14 protein-coding genes and 3 pseudogenes are annotated in these 14,781 nt (G+C 40.4%); 6 read left to right on the top strand and 11 right to left on the bottom strand.

Annotated features, from left to right (window positions below; genetic code table 11):
- Window positions 1-67 precede the first annotated feature (67 nt).
- On the bottom strand, window positions 68-559 hold the full coding sequence (locus GXP67_RS00395; RefSeq protein WP_162441327.1) for a GNAT family N-acetyltransferase: 492 nt from the start codon (window positions 557-559) through the stop codon (window positions 68-70).
- A 498-nt stretch (window positions 560-1,057) separates the two neighbouring features.
- Here GXP67_RS00395 and msrA point away from each other — a divergent pair.
- Window positions 1,058-1,545: pseudogene (msrA, locus tag GXP67_RS00390) on the top strand (peptide-methionine (S)-S-oxide reductase MsrA).
- A gap of 347 nt (window positions 1,546-1,892) precedes the next feature.
- Here msrA and GXP67_RS00385 read toward each other — a convergent pair.
- Window positions 1,893-2,468 carry a recombinase family protein gene (locus GXP67_RS00385; protein WP_162441326.1) on the bottom strand — a complete coding sequence of 192 codons (576 nt, stop codon included), beginning with the start codon at window positions 2,466-2,468 and terminating at the stop codon, window positions 1,893-1,895.
- 242 nt (window positions 2,469-2,710) lie between these two features.
- Here GXP67_RS00385 and GXP67_RS00380 point away from each other — a divergent pair, with 242 nt between their 5' ends.
- From GXP67_RS00380 to GXP67_RS38510, 3 genes and pseudogenes are all read left to right on the top strand, one after another.
- Window positions 2,711-3,769 carry a PDDEXK nuclease domain-containing protein gene (locus GXP67_RS00380; RefSeq protein ID WP_162441325.1) on the top strand — a complete coding sequence of 353 codons (1,059 nt, stop codon included), beginning with the start codon at window positions 2,711-2,713 and terminating at the stop codon, window positions 3,767-3,769.
- A 125-nt stretch (window positions 3,770-3,894) separates the two neighbouring features.
- The gene (locus GXP67_RS00375; protein ID WP_162441324.1) at window positions 3,895-4,215 is read left to right on the top strand and encodes a hypothetical protein; all 321 of its coding nucleotides are present in this window, start codon (window positions 3,895-3,897) and stop codon (window positions 4,213-4,215) included.
- A 140-nt stretch (window positions 4,216-4,355) separates the two neighbouring features.
- Window positions 4,356-5,592: pseudogene (locus tag GXP67_RS38510) on the top strand (IS256 family transposase).
- Between the two features lie 311 nt (window positions 5,593-5,903).
- Here GXP67_RS38510 and GXP67_RS00360 read toward each other — a convergent pair.
- From GXP67_RS00360 to GXP67_RS00320, 9 genes are all read right to left on the bottom strand, one after another.
- Window positions 5,904-6,167 carry a hypothetical protein gene (locus GXP67_RS00360; protein ID WP_162441322.1) on the bottom strand — a complete coding sequence of 88 codons (264 nt, stop codon included), beginning with the start codon at window positions 6,165-6,167 and terminating at the stop codon, window positions 5,904-5,906.
- A 578-nt stretch (window positions 6,168-6,745) separates the two neighbouring features.
- Entirely contained in the window at window positions 6,746-7,195 is a 450-nt protein-coding gene (locus tag GXP67_RS00355; RefSeq protein ID WP_162441321.1) for a transposase, read from the bottom strand.
- Window positions 7,196-7,352: 157 nt separating this feature from the next.
- Window positions 7,353-7,910, bottom strand: a complete 558-nt coding sequence (locus GXP67_RS00350) for a hypothetical protein (RefSeq protein ID WP_162441320.1) — start codon at window positions 7,908-7,910, stop codon at window positions 7,353-7,355.
- A complete protein-coding gene (locus GXP67_RS38130; protein ID WP_162441319.1) occupies window positions 7,868-8,284 on the bottom strand; it encodes a transposase in 417 nt (138 codons plus the stop codon). Before GXP67_RS38130 ends, GXP67_RS00350 begins: the two co-directional genes overlap by 43 nt.
- A gap of 110 nt (window positions 8,285-8,394) precedes the next feature.
- Window positions 8,395-9,684, bottom strand: a complete 1,290-nt coding sequence (locus GXP67_RS00340) for an MFS transporter (protein WP_162441318.1) — start codon at window positions 9,682-9,684, stop codon at window positions 8,395-8,397.
- A gap of 21 nt (window positions 9,685-9,705) precedes the next feature.
- Complete coding sequence (locus GXP67_RS00335) at window positions 9,706-9,981, bottom strand: hypothetical protein (RefSeq protein WP_162441317.1); 276 nt, start codon at window positions 9,979-9,981, stop codon at window positions 9,706-9,708.
- A gap of 16 nt (window positions 9,982-9,997) precedes the next feature.
- Window positions 9,998-10,588: a TetR/AcrR family transcriptional regulator gene (locus GXP67_RS00330; protein WP_162441316.1), complete on the bottom strand. Its 591-nt coding sequence runs from the start codon at window positions 10,586-10,588 to the stop codon at window positions 9,998-10,000.
- Between the two features lie 955 nt (window positions 10,589-11,543).
- Window positions 11,544-12,485: an ankyrin repeat domain-containing protein gene (locus GXP67_RS00325; protein WP_162441315.1), complete on the bottom strand. Its 942-nt coding sequence runs from the start codon at window positions 12,483-12,485 to the stop codon at window positions 11,544-11,546.
- 232 nt (window positions 12,486-12,717) lie between these two features.
- Window positions 12,718-13,854 (bottom strand): FAD-dependent monooxygenase, encoded by a 1,137-nt coding sequence (locus tag GXP67_RS00320; protein WP_162441314.1) that lies wholly within the window; start codon window positions 13,852-13,854, stop codon window positions 12,718-12,720.
- 129 nt (window positions 13,855-13,983) lie between these two features.
- Here GXP67_RS00320 and GXP67_RS38125 point away from each other — a divergent pair.
- Together GXP67_RS38125 and GXP67_RS00315 are read left to right on the top strand one after the other, a co-directional pair.
- Window positions 13,984-14,088 (top strand): annotated as a pseudogene (locus GXP67_RS38125) (helix-turn-helix domain-containing protein); the annotation flags it as partial.
- Between the two features lie 102 nt (window positions 14,089-14,190).
- A complete protein-coding gene (locus tag GXP67_RS00315; protein WP_232064845.1) occupies window positions 14,191-14,598 on the top strand; it encodes a TetR/AcrR family transcriptional regulator in 408 nt (135 codons plus the stop codon).
- Window positions 14,599-14,781 lie beyond the last annotated feature (183 nt).

The raw sequence follows: 14,781 nt of genomic DNA, 5'->3' as shown, positions 1-14,781 counted from the left end.
GTGTCCTAGCCGAAAAATAGTTGTGCAACAGCCACCCCCCTTTCGAGTAACTTACCTTAATGCATTACTAGAGCTGCAGTTTATAATATTGACAAGTGAAAGTCTGACCGAACTCATGGATAACTTTACGATACGTAGGTTGGAAACTATATTGTTCATAAAATCGCATGAGTGAGGGCCTGGTGGCATCTGTTTCTAACTGAATCTGATAAATATTTCGCTTTAGACACTGCTTGCGACAAAAATCTAGTATATGTGCAAAAATGCCCTGTCCGGCAAACTTGCGTCGTATAGCTACTTTATGAATAAAACCGGCTGTATTGTCTGGGACATCGGAATAGTAAAGAGGATCTTTCCACTGAAGGATAAAGGTTGCTGCCGGGATCTGATCTACATACATGACAAAACAGTTCCCCAGCGTATACTCATCGAACAGGTTCTCAGCTGTGAGCGTGTCTAACTGCCACATTTCTTTATTGGAGGCAGTGAGCCACTGGCCTACTTCCCTCAGGATTGTTAAAAATTCCTCGGGTTTGTCGTCATAAAACGTAAAGGTCATAGCCATTCTTACTGCCTTAATTTTACGATGTAACAAATGGTGATTATATAAAATTATACAATTTTACATTTCTATAAAGTATTAGATAAAACATATTGCTGTCTTCGATAGCGTATCCACTGAAAAATAGTTTATAGTTTTTTAATTAAAGCGTGCCACTTTATTGTTACAATTTGAGTTTCAGGAAAGGGGGAGTTCTTTTAACTATGAATTTTTGTAACATTTATTTGAACATGGATTATACTTAAATCTAAAGTGGGTATGGTATCTTTAGGTGTTTCCCATAACAAATAATAGCTTTATGAGTTGACTATAGTACTAACAATGAATATCTTTTCTCATGAGCCCGCTCCTACTTAGCTTCTGTACCACCTATGGTATCACTGACATGAGTAGGTATTTTATTAATGCCACTTCACTGATAAAAATGGATGTGTGAATGACCAAAAGCCAACTATTAAGGGATTCAATAGAGAGTATTAACCTAACACAATTAAGATGGAAAATTTAAAAAAAGCATACGTAGCCGGAGGCTGTTTTTGGGGGATGGAAGATCTTTTTCGGGTCCGTCCAGGAGTAATACCGAAATTGGCTACATAGGAGGATCAAATGAAAATCCTACCTATCGAAACCATCCAAAACATGCCGAAGGCCTTGAAATTACCTATGATGCCAATCAGACATCATATAGGGAACTATTAGATTATTTTTTCACAATTCATGATCCAAGCACTGTAGACAGGCAAGGTAATGACGTAGGCTCCAGTTATCGTTCAGCATTGTTTATCCAGAATGAACAAGAAAGAAGTGATGCGGAGGAAATTATCGGAATAGTCGATCAATCGAGACGCTGGCCGGGTAAAGTAGTAACTACACTAGAGCCTTTCACTAAATTTTGGCCTGCTGAAGATTACCATCAGGATTATCTTGTAAAACACCCAAACGGGTACACCTGTCATTTTGAGAGGTTTGGAACCTTCTTGTAAAATCTTCAGCCTGTAATGGCATGTTAAGTTCTAAATATACTTAACATGCCATTTTTTTATGACAACAACAACCAATGTTATATTGACTTAAAAGCATGTTTGTCTGCAAGCAAAAAAGTCCGCATTTTAAAAAGATTGTGACTATGGACAAATCAAATGGGTATGAAGGGATTGTGTCAGGCTCCCTGTTTTTCGGACAGAAGCCAAGCAGAAAATTTAGGTTTGAATTTCTCCTCCAATGTTGATGAGTATCAGCAAAGGGGGAGAATTTGTAACTACAGAACTTCTACCAGCAGGATATTGTATCCATATCCTGCTGGTAAATATTGTTTAGCCAATACCATTCTCTATTTAATTGGAACGCCTCTTGATCTTAGATAGCGATACAAAGTAGGTTTGCTGATGGAGAGTTGTTTACAAAGATCCATGACAGGCAATTGTTTCTGCTTATAAAGTGCCTCAGCAATTAACGCTGTTTTTTGTGCCTTTTCTGATAAGCCTTTTTTTCTGCCGCCTAACCTGCCTCGAGATCTGGCACTGGCTAATCCTGCCATGGTACGTTCCCTGATCAAATCCCTTTCGAACTGAGCCAGGGAGGCAAAGATGTTGAATACTAATCTTCCCTGTGCCGTAGTGGTATCAATCGGATCTGAAAGACTTTGCAGGCCTACCTCTTTCTCAAGAAGTTCATGAGTTAGCTCTACTAAATGTGGCAGTGACCTGCCCAATCGATCTAGTTTCCAGATCATAAGCACGTCCCCTGCCCGAAGATGGGCTAATAGTTTACCCAGTTCTGCTCTCTGCGTTTTCATGCCGCTTACTTTTTCCTGATAGATTTTCTCACAGCCTGCTCTTAGCAAAGCATCTAGTTGCAGATCCAGGTTCTGCTCTTCTGTACTGACTCTGGCATATCCAATTTTCATCGTTTTACTAATTTGGTTTAGCTAGTAAATCTACTGGAAAAGGTTTACGTAGAATTATAATTACTTGATTACAAATGTTTTAATAAGAATTCCTATTGCGTTAGATAGCTTTTTCCTTTTGTGTTTTTCATCCTTTCTATAAGAGAACCTATTTATTATCATGATTCATTGAAAATAGTTATAGCTATCAATGGCTTTTTTAGTAGTATTGCTAAGGCTCCTTATTGTCCTCTACTGCCCAAATGGATTTAATTTTTTATACCTCTCTACTCGAAGAAGTAAAAGCACGCATCCGCCAGGCTCAAACGAAAGCTACCTTAGCAGCCAATACGCAAATGATTATGCTTTACTATGATATTGGAAAGATGATTCATGAGCGACAACAACAGCAGGGTTGGTCTTCAGCGGTGATTCCTCGACTGAGTAAAGATCTTAAAAATGAATTACCCGAAGTGAAAGGCTTTTCAGAACGTAATTTGAGTAGAATGCTTACTTTTTTCAGGGAATACACCCAGGCTTCTGACTCGACAATTTTGCCACAGCCCGTGGCAAAATTAGAAGGGCAAAGCATAGAACTGAATATCGCATTGCAATTACCCTGGGGACATAACCTGGTGCTCATCGAAAAGATTAAAGACCTCACAGTACGTCTGTGGTATGCGCAAAAAACCATCCAACATGGCTGGAGCAGAGATGTATTGAGCCTGATGATTGAAAGTAAATTGCATCTTCGGCAAGGATCTAAAATGAATAATTTTGTAGAGCAATTGCCTGATCCACAGTCGGATTTAGCCAGGCAAAGTCTGAAAGATCCCTATATATTTGATTTCTTGACCCTGACGCAGCCTTTCACGGAGCGAGAGCTGGAAACCGAACTGATCCGCCATATAGAGAAATTCTTACTGGAATTAGGCAAAGGCTTTGCTTTTGTAGGCAGACAGTATCAAATAGAAGTAGGAGATCAAGATTACTATCTGGACTTATTGTTCTACCACCTACAGATGCGTTGTTTTGTTGTTATTGATCTCAAGAAAGGTGAGTTCAAGCCGGAGTATGCTGGTAAAATGAATTTTTACTGTGCCGTTGTAGATGACCTGTTAAGGCATCCCACAGATGGGAGAACCATTGGTTTAATACTTTGCCAGACCAAAAACAAAGTAATGGCAGAATATGCCTTGAGAGGGGTGCAAACGCCCATAGGTGTTTCTGAATTTGAACTTACAAGGGCTTTGCCGGAAAACTATAAATCCAGTTTGCCAACTATCGAAGATATTGAAAATGAACTGACAAATCAGAAGTAATGTACAAGTAAGAAACTAGCCATAAAGCTATAACTGTAAATTTACTTGTTTTGGGTAATGGAATTTTTAAAGCTGTGTGAAAAACAGAGAATATTTAATGAGAAAAAATCTTAAAAAGAAAAATTATGGATGAGAAAGCACTACATGAGAAAATAAAAAATCTTCGTCCAGAGTTGCAGGAGAAAGTGGAGGATTATGTAGACTTTTTGATAGACAAGTATCAAGTTCAGCTCAAAGAGCCATTGTATTTGTCTAAAGAATGGTTTGCTTTAAAGGCACAGCGGGATAATTATAGTATTATGCAGACTGCCAAATCCCAGGCATTTGAGGAAGGGAGAAAAGAAGTAAGTATCAAAACGGCAAGAGCCTTAAAAGAGAATGGATATACAGTAGAAAAAATTGCTGATCTGACCGGGCTGACAAAACAACAAATAGAAAAACTTTAACTCGTAAGGTGGATATAAAAAAGATTTTTCCAATGACTCTTTTAGGCTTTTGCCACCGATTAGTTTGATATGAGGAGAGTGTTACAGGAAGTGTGGAAAATGAAAAATAGTTAAATTCATTATCCAAACCAACACTACCTATGCAAGCTGACAAACCAATCCTTACCAAAGAATTTCTCTCCCAGTTTAAGGGTGAACAGGATCTGACTCAATTCTTCACTGATTTATACAAGCAGGCTTTGAATCAGATGCTGGAAGGTGAACTCGATGAACATCTGGGCTATGGCCGTTATGCACGCAAGCCTGTGGCTGATGGCAACTACCGTAATGGCAAGACAGAGAAACAACTCAAGACTACCTATGGCAAATTAGACTTGCAGGTACCTCGAGACCGGGAAGGTAGTTTTGAGCCACAGCTTGTAAAAAAGCGCCAGACAGCTTTAACCAAAGTAGAAGATACGGTACTTTCCTTGTATAGTAAGGGAATGAGTACACGCGATATTGAACAACAGATCAAAGAATTATATGGGGTAGAATTACTTGAAGGGACTGTCTCCCGAATTACTTCCCGCATTGTCAATCTAGTCACCGAATGGCAACAACGCCCTTTACAGCCGGTATATTTAATGCGGACCTAAACAGGGTTTATCGCTGGGTCCGTGGCTAGATGCTTTACGTTTTCATGTCCGGCAGGAACACAAAGTGATCTGTAAGTCCTGTTATTTAGCCATTGGCCTGAATGCGGAAGGCAAAAGGAAGCAGCCTCAGTGGCTATCGGCCACTGAGGCTGCTTCCTTTTGGCTGCAAGTACTGACTGACTTGAAAGGGCGAGGGGTAAGAGATATTATCTTAGCCGCTACCGATAATTTAGTTGGGTTGCCTGAGGCAGTGGAAGCTACTTTCTCTCACAGCCTGGTACAGGTATGTCTCTGTCACCAGATCCGTAATTCCTTAGCCTATGTAGCATTTGATGAGCGTAAGGAATTTGCTCAGGACCTATATCCTATCTACCAGGCAACTACTAGGGAAGTAGCCGAAACTCACCTGTTGAAATTAGAGGAGAAATGGAATAAAAAGTATCCACAGGTAGTTAAAAGTTGGTTTACCAATTGGAACAGGCTCAGTGTGTACTTTGACTTCCCACAGGAAATCCGCCGCTTGCTCTACACTACTAACATCATCGAGAGCTTAAACAGTATGATTCGCAAATACACCCGTAATAAGCTGGTCTTTCCTGATGATCAAGCTGTGCTGAAAACGGTGTATTTAGCTTTGGAGCAGGTGAGTAAAAAGTGGACCATGCCGGTAGCGCATTGGCAGCGTATCCTAGCGCAGTTTGCCATTCTCTATCCGGACAGAATCAAACTAAACCTATGAGAAAAATATTTCCACACTTTTTGGAACAGTCTCTGGTTATGCTCAGCTTACCCATAATTAAGGTTCACTAAAAGGTAGTTAATTTAACCTCCCCTTTTTTGGGACTCAGAATTTTAATAATTTATATTTGCTATATATGCTTTTGGTAGGAGGTTCACAGTTGCCTCCCGGTGGTGTGGCGTTCAGAGCCTCAAATCATTTTGAGAAAGTTTTTTCCAAAATATCATCTTGTCTTCTCCTTATCTATAAAAGTCTCGTATTAACAAGCATGGGCTTCTACTATTTCGGATCAGAGATTATAAAATTACCAGTTAAAGCTTAGACAAGAAGTACCATGCAATAAGACCAATGGCGATAAGCCATAGCCAGAAGCTTCCACCATCAGTCGCCTGTTGTTTATTGATAAGGTCATTATAGTCTCCATATGTCTTCTTTATTTGCTCTTGTTGCTTTACTTGTTGTTCCTCAATTTCTTTTTGTTTTTCCCAATATCCCCTGTCATAAGCGGAACCATCATTTCGGGGTCGGCCATGATCGTTATTGTAGCCATCCCAATAGCTATTATTATCTGCCATAACAAGAGTATTTTGAGTGTGTTTTGTATTCGATTTAAAGAGAAAAAAGTTCAAATCCAAATAAATACTCCATAAAGATGACGTACGGCGAACGTATAATCAAAACCTTCAGGTCAACAGCTAAATACTCATAATACGAAAATATAAATCGCACAAATGGCATACGAATTGCCACTTGAAATTACCACTTCCTAAGTTAATGTATGCAACGCATAGACCTCGCCGACAGCCAATTGCAAGTTATTGAAAAGATAATAGACACTAAGCGAAAGCGTAAGATTTGTTTAAAAACGGTTTTTAGTGCCTGTTTGTGACTGACTCCGTATAGGAAGTCAATAGCATGATTTATCTTAAAACTATTATTCTGCCTAGCATATAGTAGTCTATTACTTTTATAAATAGCAGAAAGATGGCCTTATAATTTGCTCAATCAATTTCCTGTCAGCACTGATCCTGCTGTAGGTTGAGACAATAGAGTATTGGATACTGCTAAAAATGAGAACTGGAGTAAAATGTAAAAGAAAACTTCTCATAAATGGCTTGAGAGAAAACGGTTTTCTCTCAAGCCATTTATGTATTTATTTAAAAAGAGTTAATTTAATTGCCCGTGGCTGTTGCACAACGTACAGAAGGATAAAATAAAGGGCAAGTTCTTGCCCAAGAGGGAGGACTTGAGCTTTGGCTCTTGGATGGTTAAAGCAAGTAATTAGCTTTTGCAGATTATAGGCACAAGCGGCCATAAGCATCATTTTGTGAGCGGCTTGTTTGCCTTTTGCATTGCTTCTTTTCATGCCATAATAGTTAAGTAAACTGCCAAAAACAGGTTCTACCGTGGCCATTCTGCGTCTTTTCATTCTCTTGCCTTCTTTGCTTTCTATGCGCTGCTGCATACGCTGATGATAGTGACGATAGACACTGAAAGTGAGGCTTTGTCGCCTTTTATTGCCACAACATTGCTTTTTAAAAGCACACACTCCACATTCTTTTACTCTGGCATGGTAGTAATGAGTGGCAAAGCCATTTTCCATTCTAATACCATGATAGTAGAGCAGTTTTTCATTGCGGCATACATAGGCATTCTTTATAGCATCATACCTAAATCCTTCTCTTCATTGACCCGATTCCGTGGTCAATTGGGATGATAACTACCAGGTAAAGAAATGAAGCCTTTAATATGGCGTGCCTCTAAAGAAGCATGGAGCCGATGCTCAGGCACGTAGCAGGTCCATTCTGGCCTGAGCCAAAGCCTCCATCGGCTAGTAAATATTGGATCGGTAGCCCGTAGTGATTTAGTGTATATGATAGCTTGTCTACAATAGGTAGTAGATGTTTAGAATCACGTTCATCGGCCAAATTTGCCTCTATATGCGTAATTACATGTTTATAGGAATCTACAGCCATGCTAGACAGATAATATAGGCGAGAGGGCTTACCAGGCTTTTGATTGATACGTGCATCATTGTCTGTCAGACTTTGATGAGTCGTGTTGTTTCTTCCTTTCTTTGTAGGCTTTGCTATTTTCTCCATAGCAGTGAAGGGAGGTTTTAACTCTGAAAGATCAGCAGTGTCAATTTGTTTAGCCTCTCCCTTGAGTAACTGCCATGCTAGTATAGCTTTTCGCTTAAAGGTATCTAATGAGGCATTTGCCTCAACAAAAGCAGCGTCTACTACCTGTGTATGCCCACTAACTATCCCTGCTTCTACACACTTAGAGAGTATCCTCTGAAAACAAGCTTCAAACACACTACTTGGTAATCGCTTCCGTGTACGGGATAAAGTACTGTGACGGACCTAAGATGAAATCTTATTTCAGGTCCAGGTAAACGCTCCCCAAGCCGATAATCTAGGAAATAAAGAATATCTAGTCGCATTTGACTCTTTTTGATAAGAGCCCGCTCGGAACACAAGTTTTCAAAATGGGCCACCAATTGTAACTTGAAAAATACGACTGGATCTATTGACTTTTGCCCACACTTGCCATAATAAGGGGCTACCGCTTTGTGTAAGAAGGTCAAGTCTAACAACGGCTTTAAACGTCGGTAGAAATTATTTTTTGGAACATAGTCCTCTATGGCCTGTGAAAGGCAATCCTTGATAAATTTTCTTTTGCCTACCATTCATGAATTTACACTTCATAAGCCAAAATTAAAAGTTAAGGATGTGCAACAGCCACGGGGCGTTAATTTAACTAAAGATATTCTTCTATAGGTTAAGTAATTTCTGAAGACTATGCCTTTTCTGCTACCGGATCTGGTGCCTGGCTTTGCTTAGTTGCTTCTTCCTGCCTGGACATTACCATTCTGTTGACAAAGTACATCAGCACCATTACAATCAATATAGCCCCAATTACCACATATCCCAGTTTGTCATAATTTTCAATGGGAGTGTTTCCTTGCTGAATCACAATTAAGCCCGCTACGGCTGAACCAATACCGCCAGATACCTGCTGCACCGAGGAATTAACACTCATGAAGGCCCCCCGGTCTTTTAGCTTTGGAATAGCTGTCATCAATGCCTGTGCCGGAATCATGCGGGCGGTAATGCCCACAAATATACCTACGTTTATAGCCACCACCAGCCAGAAAGGAGTAGGGCCTAAATTGTTATAAATCGCCACAAGTACTATAGTAATTACAGAGCCGATAAAAAATGTGCGGTACTTGCCTATCTGGTCACTGAATTTGCCGATTAAGGGGCCGAATCCAATAGAAAACACGCCCGTGATCCCATACAGTAAAGGCAATTGCTCCATTCTCATGCCCAGGTTATGAATGGCAAAAGCACTGCCGAAAGGCATCAGCATAAATCCGCCGGTAGCCAGTAAAGTAGTAGTGCTAAAGGCAAGCAGATAGCCGGTCTGACTGAGTGTGTTTAACAGGTGCCTAAATGCATTGGTTTCAGATTTTACCTGCAGATGTGTGGTAATAGGTTGCATATACAGTATAATACATATGCCTACCACGATACTTACGCCCACAATCATCAGAAAGGTAGAGTGCCAGCCAAAGTGGTTAGCCAGTACCAGGCCAATAGGAATACCTAGTATCTGACTGGTAGAAAATGCCATCTGCACAAAACCCATTACCCGGCCCCGCATTTTTAATGGAAATAAATCGGCAATAATGGCATAACTGATTGAACTGATAACCCCGCCAAACAAACCTGTAACCACCCTGGCAATAAGCAGAAAATGATAATCGGGGGCTATGCCACAAAGAAATGTTCCTACAACAAAGCCTGTATAAAAAAATAGCAGCAGCTTTTTGCGGTCAAATTTATCTGCAAAGCCGGCGGCAAGCAAACCGGAAGCTCCAGCACTAAATGCATAGGCCGACACCACTAGGCCAAACTGCGATGTACTAATATGCAACTCATCCAGTAGAATGGCACCCAGTGGGGAGAGTACCATAAAATCGAGAATTACAGTGAATTGTAAAATAGCCAGAATGGCGATAACAAAAACCTGATACCTGGAAAAGGTTTCTTTGGGTGGGTTTTGCCCGGTTATGTCTTGCATAAATAAAATAATCAATAAGTGTTAGTCGGGAAGCTCCTCGCAGAAATACCCGCATTTTGTTACTAAGTCTATAATTTCCTGTGCTTTTAAGTCTCTGGTTACTATGCGCAAAACCTTGTCTATGTCCAGTAAGTCTAGATTCCATCGGCATACGCCTTTCAGCCTCTGCAGCGCTAGTTCAAGCTTCTTTGCATCTTTTTTAGAGGGAATGTTGGTTTTGAATACCAGTATGTGTAAGGCCGAATTTGTTGGTGAAGCCTCTGTATCACCAGCTATAGTAAATGAGTACTCATTCATTTAAAGAGTATATTTTTTAGGGTTTAAGTGCCTTTAGTACCAATTGCAGTGCCTGCATCATTACTTGGTCGGTTAAAAGAAACTGTTCGTTTGCCATGCTGAAACCTTGGGTATGAAACTTAATTAACTGGTAGAGTGGGGCAAAAGCTACAGACCAGTATACTTCAAAAGGCAATTTTATCAATTCGTTTCGCTGTATGGCATTATGTACAAATTTTCCCAGTACTTCTCCAAACATGCTATGAATGCTCATAGATATCTTGCCGTAGTAATGAGAATATCTTACATGCTCAATAAACTCTACTTCCAATGGATACTCCATAAAATAGGCAGCCCGATTTATCCATTGAATTCGCAGCCCTTCTTCAAAATTCATGTCAGGATTAAAATTTTTCAGACTGCATTCCAGCATGTGCGTACTTACTTGCCTGCATAGTTCCACAATAAGGTCTTCACGGTCTTTGTAATAGATGTAGAGAGTAGCTACTGAAACGCCTGCAGCTTTAGCTAGTTTATTGACACTAAATCCGTCCAACCCTTCTTTGGCAATTATCTCAATAGCCTGCCGGCGGATTGCCTCTTCCTTTTGTTCGTCTCTTGTTCTCATGATACACTCAAATATAAGTGAGCGATTATTTATTTTACAAATTTATCGTCATTTTTTTTATTTCATTTAAATGATTTCTCTGTAATACTGTTGCCATTTTTGCCAATCTTATTTAAACACTCGCTTACTGTAACCGGGTAGAGTATTCATCTACATGTTAGTTGTATAAAGAAAATTACCAAGCTGAGCCGGCGAATAATAAGTACATTGTTGTTTTACCAGAAAGAAGGTTGATTAACTGCTTTTAACAGTATGATAATGGGAGCCGCTTAAAGAAATATCAGGATTATTTCTCCTTCATACAATAAGAAAGCAGGAAGATACTATTTAATAATTCTTATTAGGCTACTTTTATTGTCATTCCTAAATTAGACAAAGCTGCCTATAGCTAAACGCAACTAAGGGACGCTCACACTCTTTTTTGGAGATGGTAGGCGATTTCCACCTGCCTGGACAATTAACAATGTAGAAGAATGTATAGATTGGCTGAATTATATCTTAGAATAGATTCTTCAACCAAATGGGAAATATGGCTCAGGATAGTAGCTACAAAAAGCTAGTTTGAAGAAGTTAGCTTGAAGAGGCTAACATTGATTAATATACTCTATAATCTACCAATCAATCCTTTGAAGTAAATGCAGTTAAAAGATTCGCCCCTTTCGAGAAACTTACAATTTTAAATTTCAAATCCTAGCTCTTTACTTAATGTCCACTTTTTAGAGGGAGGGCCAGGAAATAATTTTCAGCGTACAGGACATAAGAATAAAGGATTTAAGTTCACCTAGGCTAGGAGTTTTCACAATCTACCGATGGCTCAATAGTAGATAAAGAGACATCAAGCAACCAGAATTCACTTCTTTGTGTGCTGCTGGAAATCCCCAATTCCAATTGACATCCTCTATCCCCTTAGGAAATTACTGATGGTTACAGAATGAGTAAGTTTTCAGGGGACCGGTTACTGGGAAGGGTGGTCCAGCCCTAAACCAAGCCGTTGCTCCACTTGTTTAAATTCGGGTGGAATGGGAATCTGTGATCCGTTGAAAGCGTTGCGTCTCCTGCGCATCATTTCCCGAAATGTAGTTCCATCCTCAGCCCTGCGCTCCGTATCCGCACCCTTTTCCATCAGGAACAAGACTGATTTCCATGCCTCATCGTCTAGCAGACTCATCAAGGGCGTGTAGCCAGCCAAAGGCTCGTAGGCGCTAGTGGCGTTGATGTCGGCCCGGTAAGCCACCAGAAGTTTTAGCTTTTCCGGGACTACGCCATGATGAAGAACCGGAACCCGGTAGATATCCCGCTGGTTGGGATCGGCTCCTTTTTGCAGCAGCATTTCCATTGCCTCCAGACCGGTTTTTCCGTACGCCGTAACAGGTTCAACCAGGGGAGCCCGAAGGTTGGGGTCAGCTCCTGCTTCTAACAGGGCCCGGAGGGAAGATATAGAATGGCCGTGGTCGATGGCTAGTTGGATGGCGTAGTGCAAATAGGATTTCACCTCGTAGCCTTCCTGCCCCAGATCCAGTCCTTCGGCCGCAAGGGTACGGATGCGGATCGTGTCACCAGCAGCAATGGCACGGGCCATGCTGGTAGGCTTTCCCGGAGGAAATACCAAGCTACCCGATTGGAATCCTTTCCCCAGTAAGCCATCCAGGCTGGCATCAAAAGTGTCCTTCACCTGGGAAAGCACCAGAAAGGCTACCGTGAGGCAGGCTAGCAGGGTGATACCGGTGACCAGGCTTTTAATGCCCGTAAAAAATCCTGTCAGCAGCAAGATGGTAAGCACTACTCCTAAGGTTAGACCTAGATAGCCCAGGCCCTGTCCCATAGCTTTTCCGGCGGGATCACTATTCCGACTGGCCTGCACCAGGTAGAAACTGACCGCAATTTCCAGCGCCAGCACCACCAGGCCGACGAAGAATTGCTTTTTAACATCCATTGGTTTACATGTAACTGAGCCTTATTTTAACTCATAGATATACTAAGTGATACAAATTGAAAAGTACTGTCACAAAGGTAAGGAAGCAGCCTCGCAGCTAGAAGTGACAACATACAACAAGCGCCATTGGATAAATAACTGCCGGTATGCAGCAGTATCTGACTTTTGAATAAGAGTTTTCGTGTTGGAAAAACCATTATATATTTAACTCCGCAACCTGGTAAGAAAAATATTTGTCAAGCATTTTCATGGCCATCGATGAAGGCGTAAGTTTGAAAAAACTATTTCTGATCAACACCGCAAGTTTGTTTTCCAGTTGCCCCATGGTGCCTATTCTCAAACTATCTTCTGTAATTGATTTGGATCTGGGGAATTGTAGTTGCTCATATCTATTAAATGCAGTTTGAGTGATGCCATATTTTTCTATCGCCTTGGCTAATATATAAGCACCTTCAATGGCCATACATCCTCCTTGCCCCAGATTCGGTGTAGTAGGATGTGCAGCATCCCCCAGTAAAGTAATATTGCCTTTTGTCCATCCCCTTACCGGAGCTCTGTCTTGTATTCCGTTTTTCAGAATCGTCTTTGTGCCAGCAATCAATTCGGGAATGGGATGGTGCCAATCTCCAAAAAGCCGAAGCAACTTTTCCTTTGTTCCTTCCGGCTTATCATCTTGTAAATATTGCTCATTGTGGGTTGCCCACCATCCATATTGCCCTTTTTTAATAGGTACAATTCCTACCCTTTTTCCATGGCCGTAGGTTTCAGAGCCATACCCTATATCAAAACTTGTGTCAACAATGCCTCGCCAGATATTATACCCCCTGAAAATAGACTTTCCATCCCCTATGATATGCTCTCTTACCACAGAATGAATCCCATCGGCACCAATCACTGCATCAAACACCTTAATCTGGCCATTGGTAAAACCAATCTCTACCTGTCCATTAGGTAAATTTTTTAAAGACTGTAGCTGGTGGTTAGCATAGAGTAAGGCAGGGGAATTTCTTAACAGGATGCTATGCAACTCTTTTCTATGCATACAAATTGCCGGAAGTTGATATTTGGGTTCAGAGTTGGTCAGTATCTGTCCAGTATGAGTTTTAATAAATACTTTGGTGATTTCTCCACTAGCAGCTATGATCTGATCCATTATGCCTGCTTGCTCAAAAACATGGAGGGCATTGGGAAATACACTTATCGCAGCTCCTACTTCATTAAACTGCGGCTGCTTCTCAAATACGTGACATTGATAGCCCTCTTGTTGAAGACAGATAGAGAAAGTGAGCCCGGCTATGCCTCCTCCTATAATGGCAATTTCTTTTCTTTTCATAGTTGAATGAGTGATTGTATGACCATCTCCTACCTGTAGCAGCGGTTTTATGCCTTAATAGAGATAGAAATATATAATTTAGCTCCGTTGAGCTAAAGCAAAGATAAGAATTATTTTTAACTTTGCTCAATGGAGCTAAATATGCAGCAAAAAATTCTTGAAACAGCCAGAGAGCTATTCAATCAGAAGGGCATACAAAACACAACCATACGAGATATTGCCTCCACACTATCATTGAGTGATGGACATGTCAGGTATTATTTCAAAACTAAAGAGATATTGTTGCTAGCGGTTTTCAAGCAACTAAATGCTCAGATTCTCAAGTGGAGTAAAGTGATGGACCCTAAACAATCCGTATTGGAAAATCTGCAGATTAGTCTAGAAAACGCTTATGTAACCATGTACCAATACAGCTTTTTCTTTGTTGAATCACTACAATCTTTACAACAATACCCCTTATTATTTGCTGCCTATACTACCTTGGTAAATGAAAGGAAAGTAATGCTCAAAGAGGTGTTTACAGGCTTTAAGCAAAATAATATTTTTAAAGCAGAGGTAACTGAAGAAGAGTTAAATACATTGTTCGAGCTTTTTTTTATTGTTTCAGAAGGCTGGATTAGATTTGGCCATCTGCAAAACAAGGCTTTTACTAAGCAAGATATTGCCCATTACAGTAGAATTACCTTAGAACTTTTTGACCCTTATTTCTCTAGCAAAGTGAAGAGTAAAAGATGGTTAAATTAACTTCCCCTTTGTATCAACTTATCATATGGCTGATTTTATGCGGTGATGTCAGTTTTATTATTGCTATCGTACAATCGTTCTTAAATCAGTATCTATATTTTCGAGGGCAGTCTAACTTCACTAAATCAAGAGAATACTTTATCTTTTGTTCTGTCTAAAATTCTTTGTCCTTGCCATAAATTT

This window comes from Rhodocytophaga rosea (assembly GCF_010119975.1).
GTDB lineage: Bacteria > Bacteroidota > Bacteroidia > Cytophagales > 172606-1 > Rhodocytophaga > Rhodocytophaga rosea.
This window is presented reverse-complemented; position numbering and strand designations above follow the sequence as displayed.

Excerpts from the sequence above, each read along its gene's own strand:
- GXP67_RS00395 (WP_162441327.1), bottom strand. The coding sequence starts at position 559 with ATGACCTTTACGTTTTATGACGACAAACCCGAGGAATTTTTAACAATC.
- GXP67_RS00385 (WP_162441326.1), bottom strand. The coding sequence starts at position 2,468 with ATGAAAATTGGATATGCCAGAGTCAGTACAGAAGAGCAGAACCTGGAT.
- GXP67_RS00380 (WP_162441325.1), top strand. The coding sequence starts at position 2,711 with ATGGATTTAATTTTTTATACCTCTCTACTCGAAGAAGTAAAAGCACGC.
- GXP67_RS00375 (WP_162441324.1), top strand. The coding sequence starts at position 3,895 with ATGGATGAGAAAGCACTACATGAGAAAATAAAAAATCTTCGTCCAGAG.
- GXP67_RS00360 (WP_162441322.1), bottom strand. The coding sequence starts at position 6,167 with ATGGCAGATAATAATAGCTATTGGGATGGCTACAATAACGATCATGGC.
- GXP67_RS00355 (WP_162441321.1), bottom strand. The coding sequence starts at position 7,195 with ATGGAAAATGGCTTTGCCACTCATTACTACCATGCCAGAGTAAAAGAA.
- GXP67_RS38130 (WP_162441319.1), bottom strand. The coding sequence starts at position 8,284 with ATGGTAGGCAAAAGAAAATTTATCAAGGATTGCCTTTCACAGGCCATA.
- GXP67_RS00340 (WP_162441318.1), bottom strand. The coding sequence starts at position 9,684 with ATGCAAGACATAACCGGGCAAAACCCACCCAAAGAAACCTTTTCCAGG.
- GXP67_RS00335 (WP_162441317.1), bottom strand. The coding sequence starts at position 9,981 with ATGAATGAGTACTCATTTACTATAGCTGGTGATACAGAGGCTTCACCA.
- GXP67_RS00330 (WP_162441316.1), bottom strand. The coding sequence starts at position 10,588 with ATGAGAACAAGAGACGAACAAAAGGAAGAGGCAATCCGCCGGCAGGCT.
- GXP67_RS00320 (WP_162441314.1), bottom strand. The coding sequence starts at position 13,854 with ATGAAAAGAAAAGAAATTGCCATTATAGGAGGAGGCATAGCCGGGCTC.
- GXP67_RS00315 (WP_232064845.1), top strand. The coding sequence starts at position 14,191 with ATGGACCCTAAACAATCCGTATTGGAAAATCTGCAGATTAGTCTAGAA.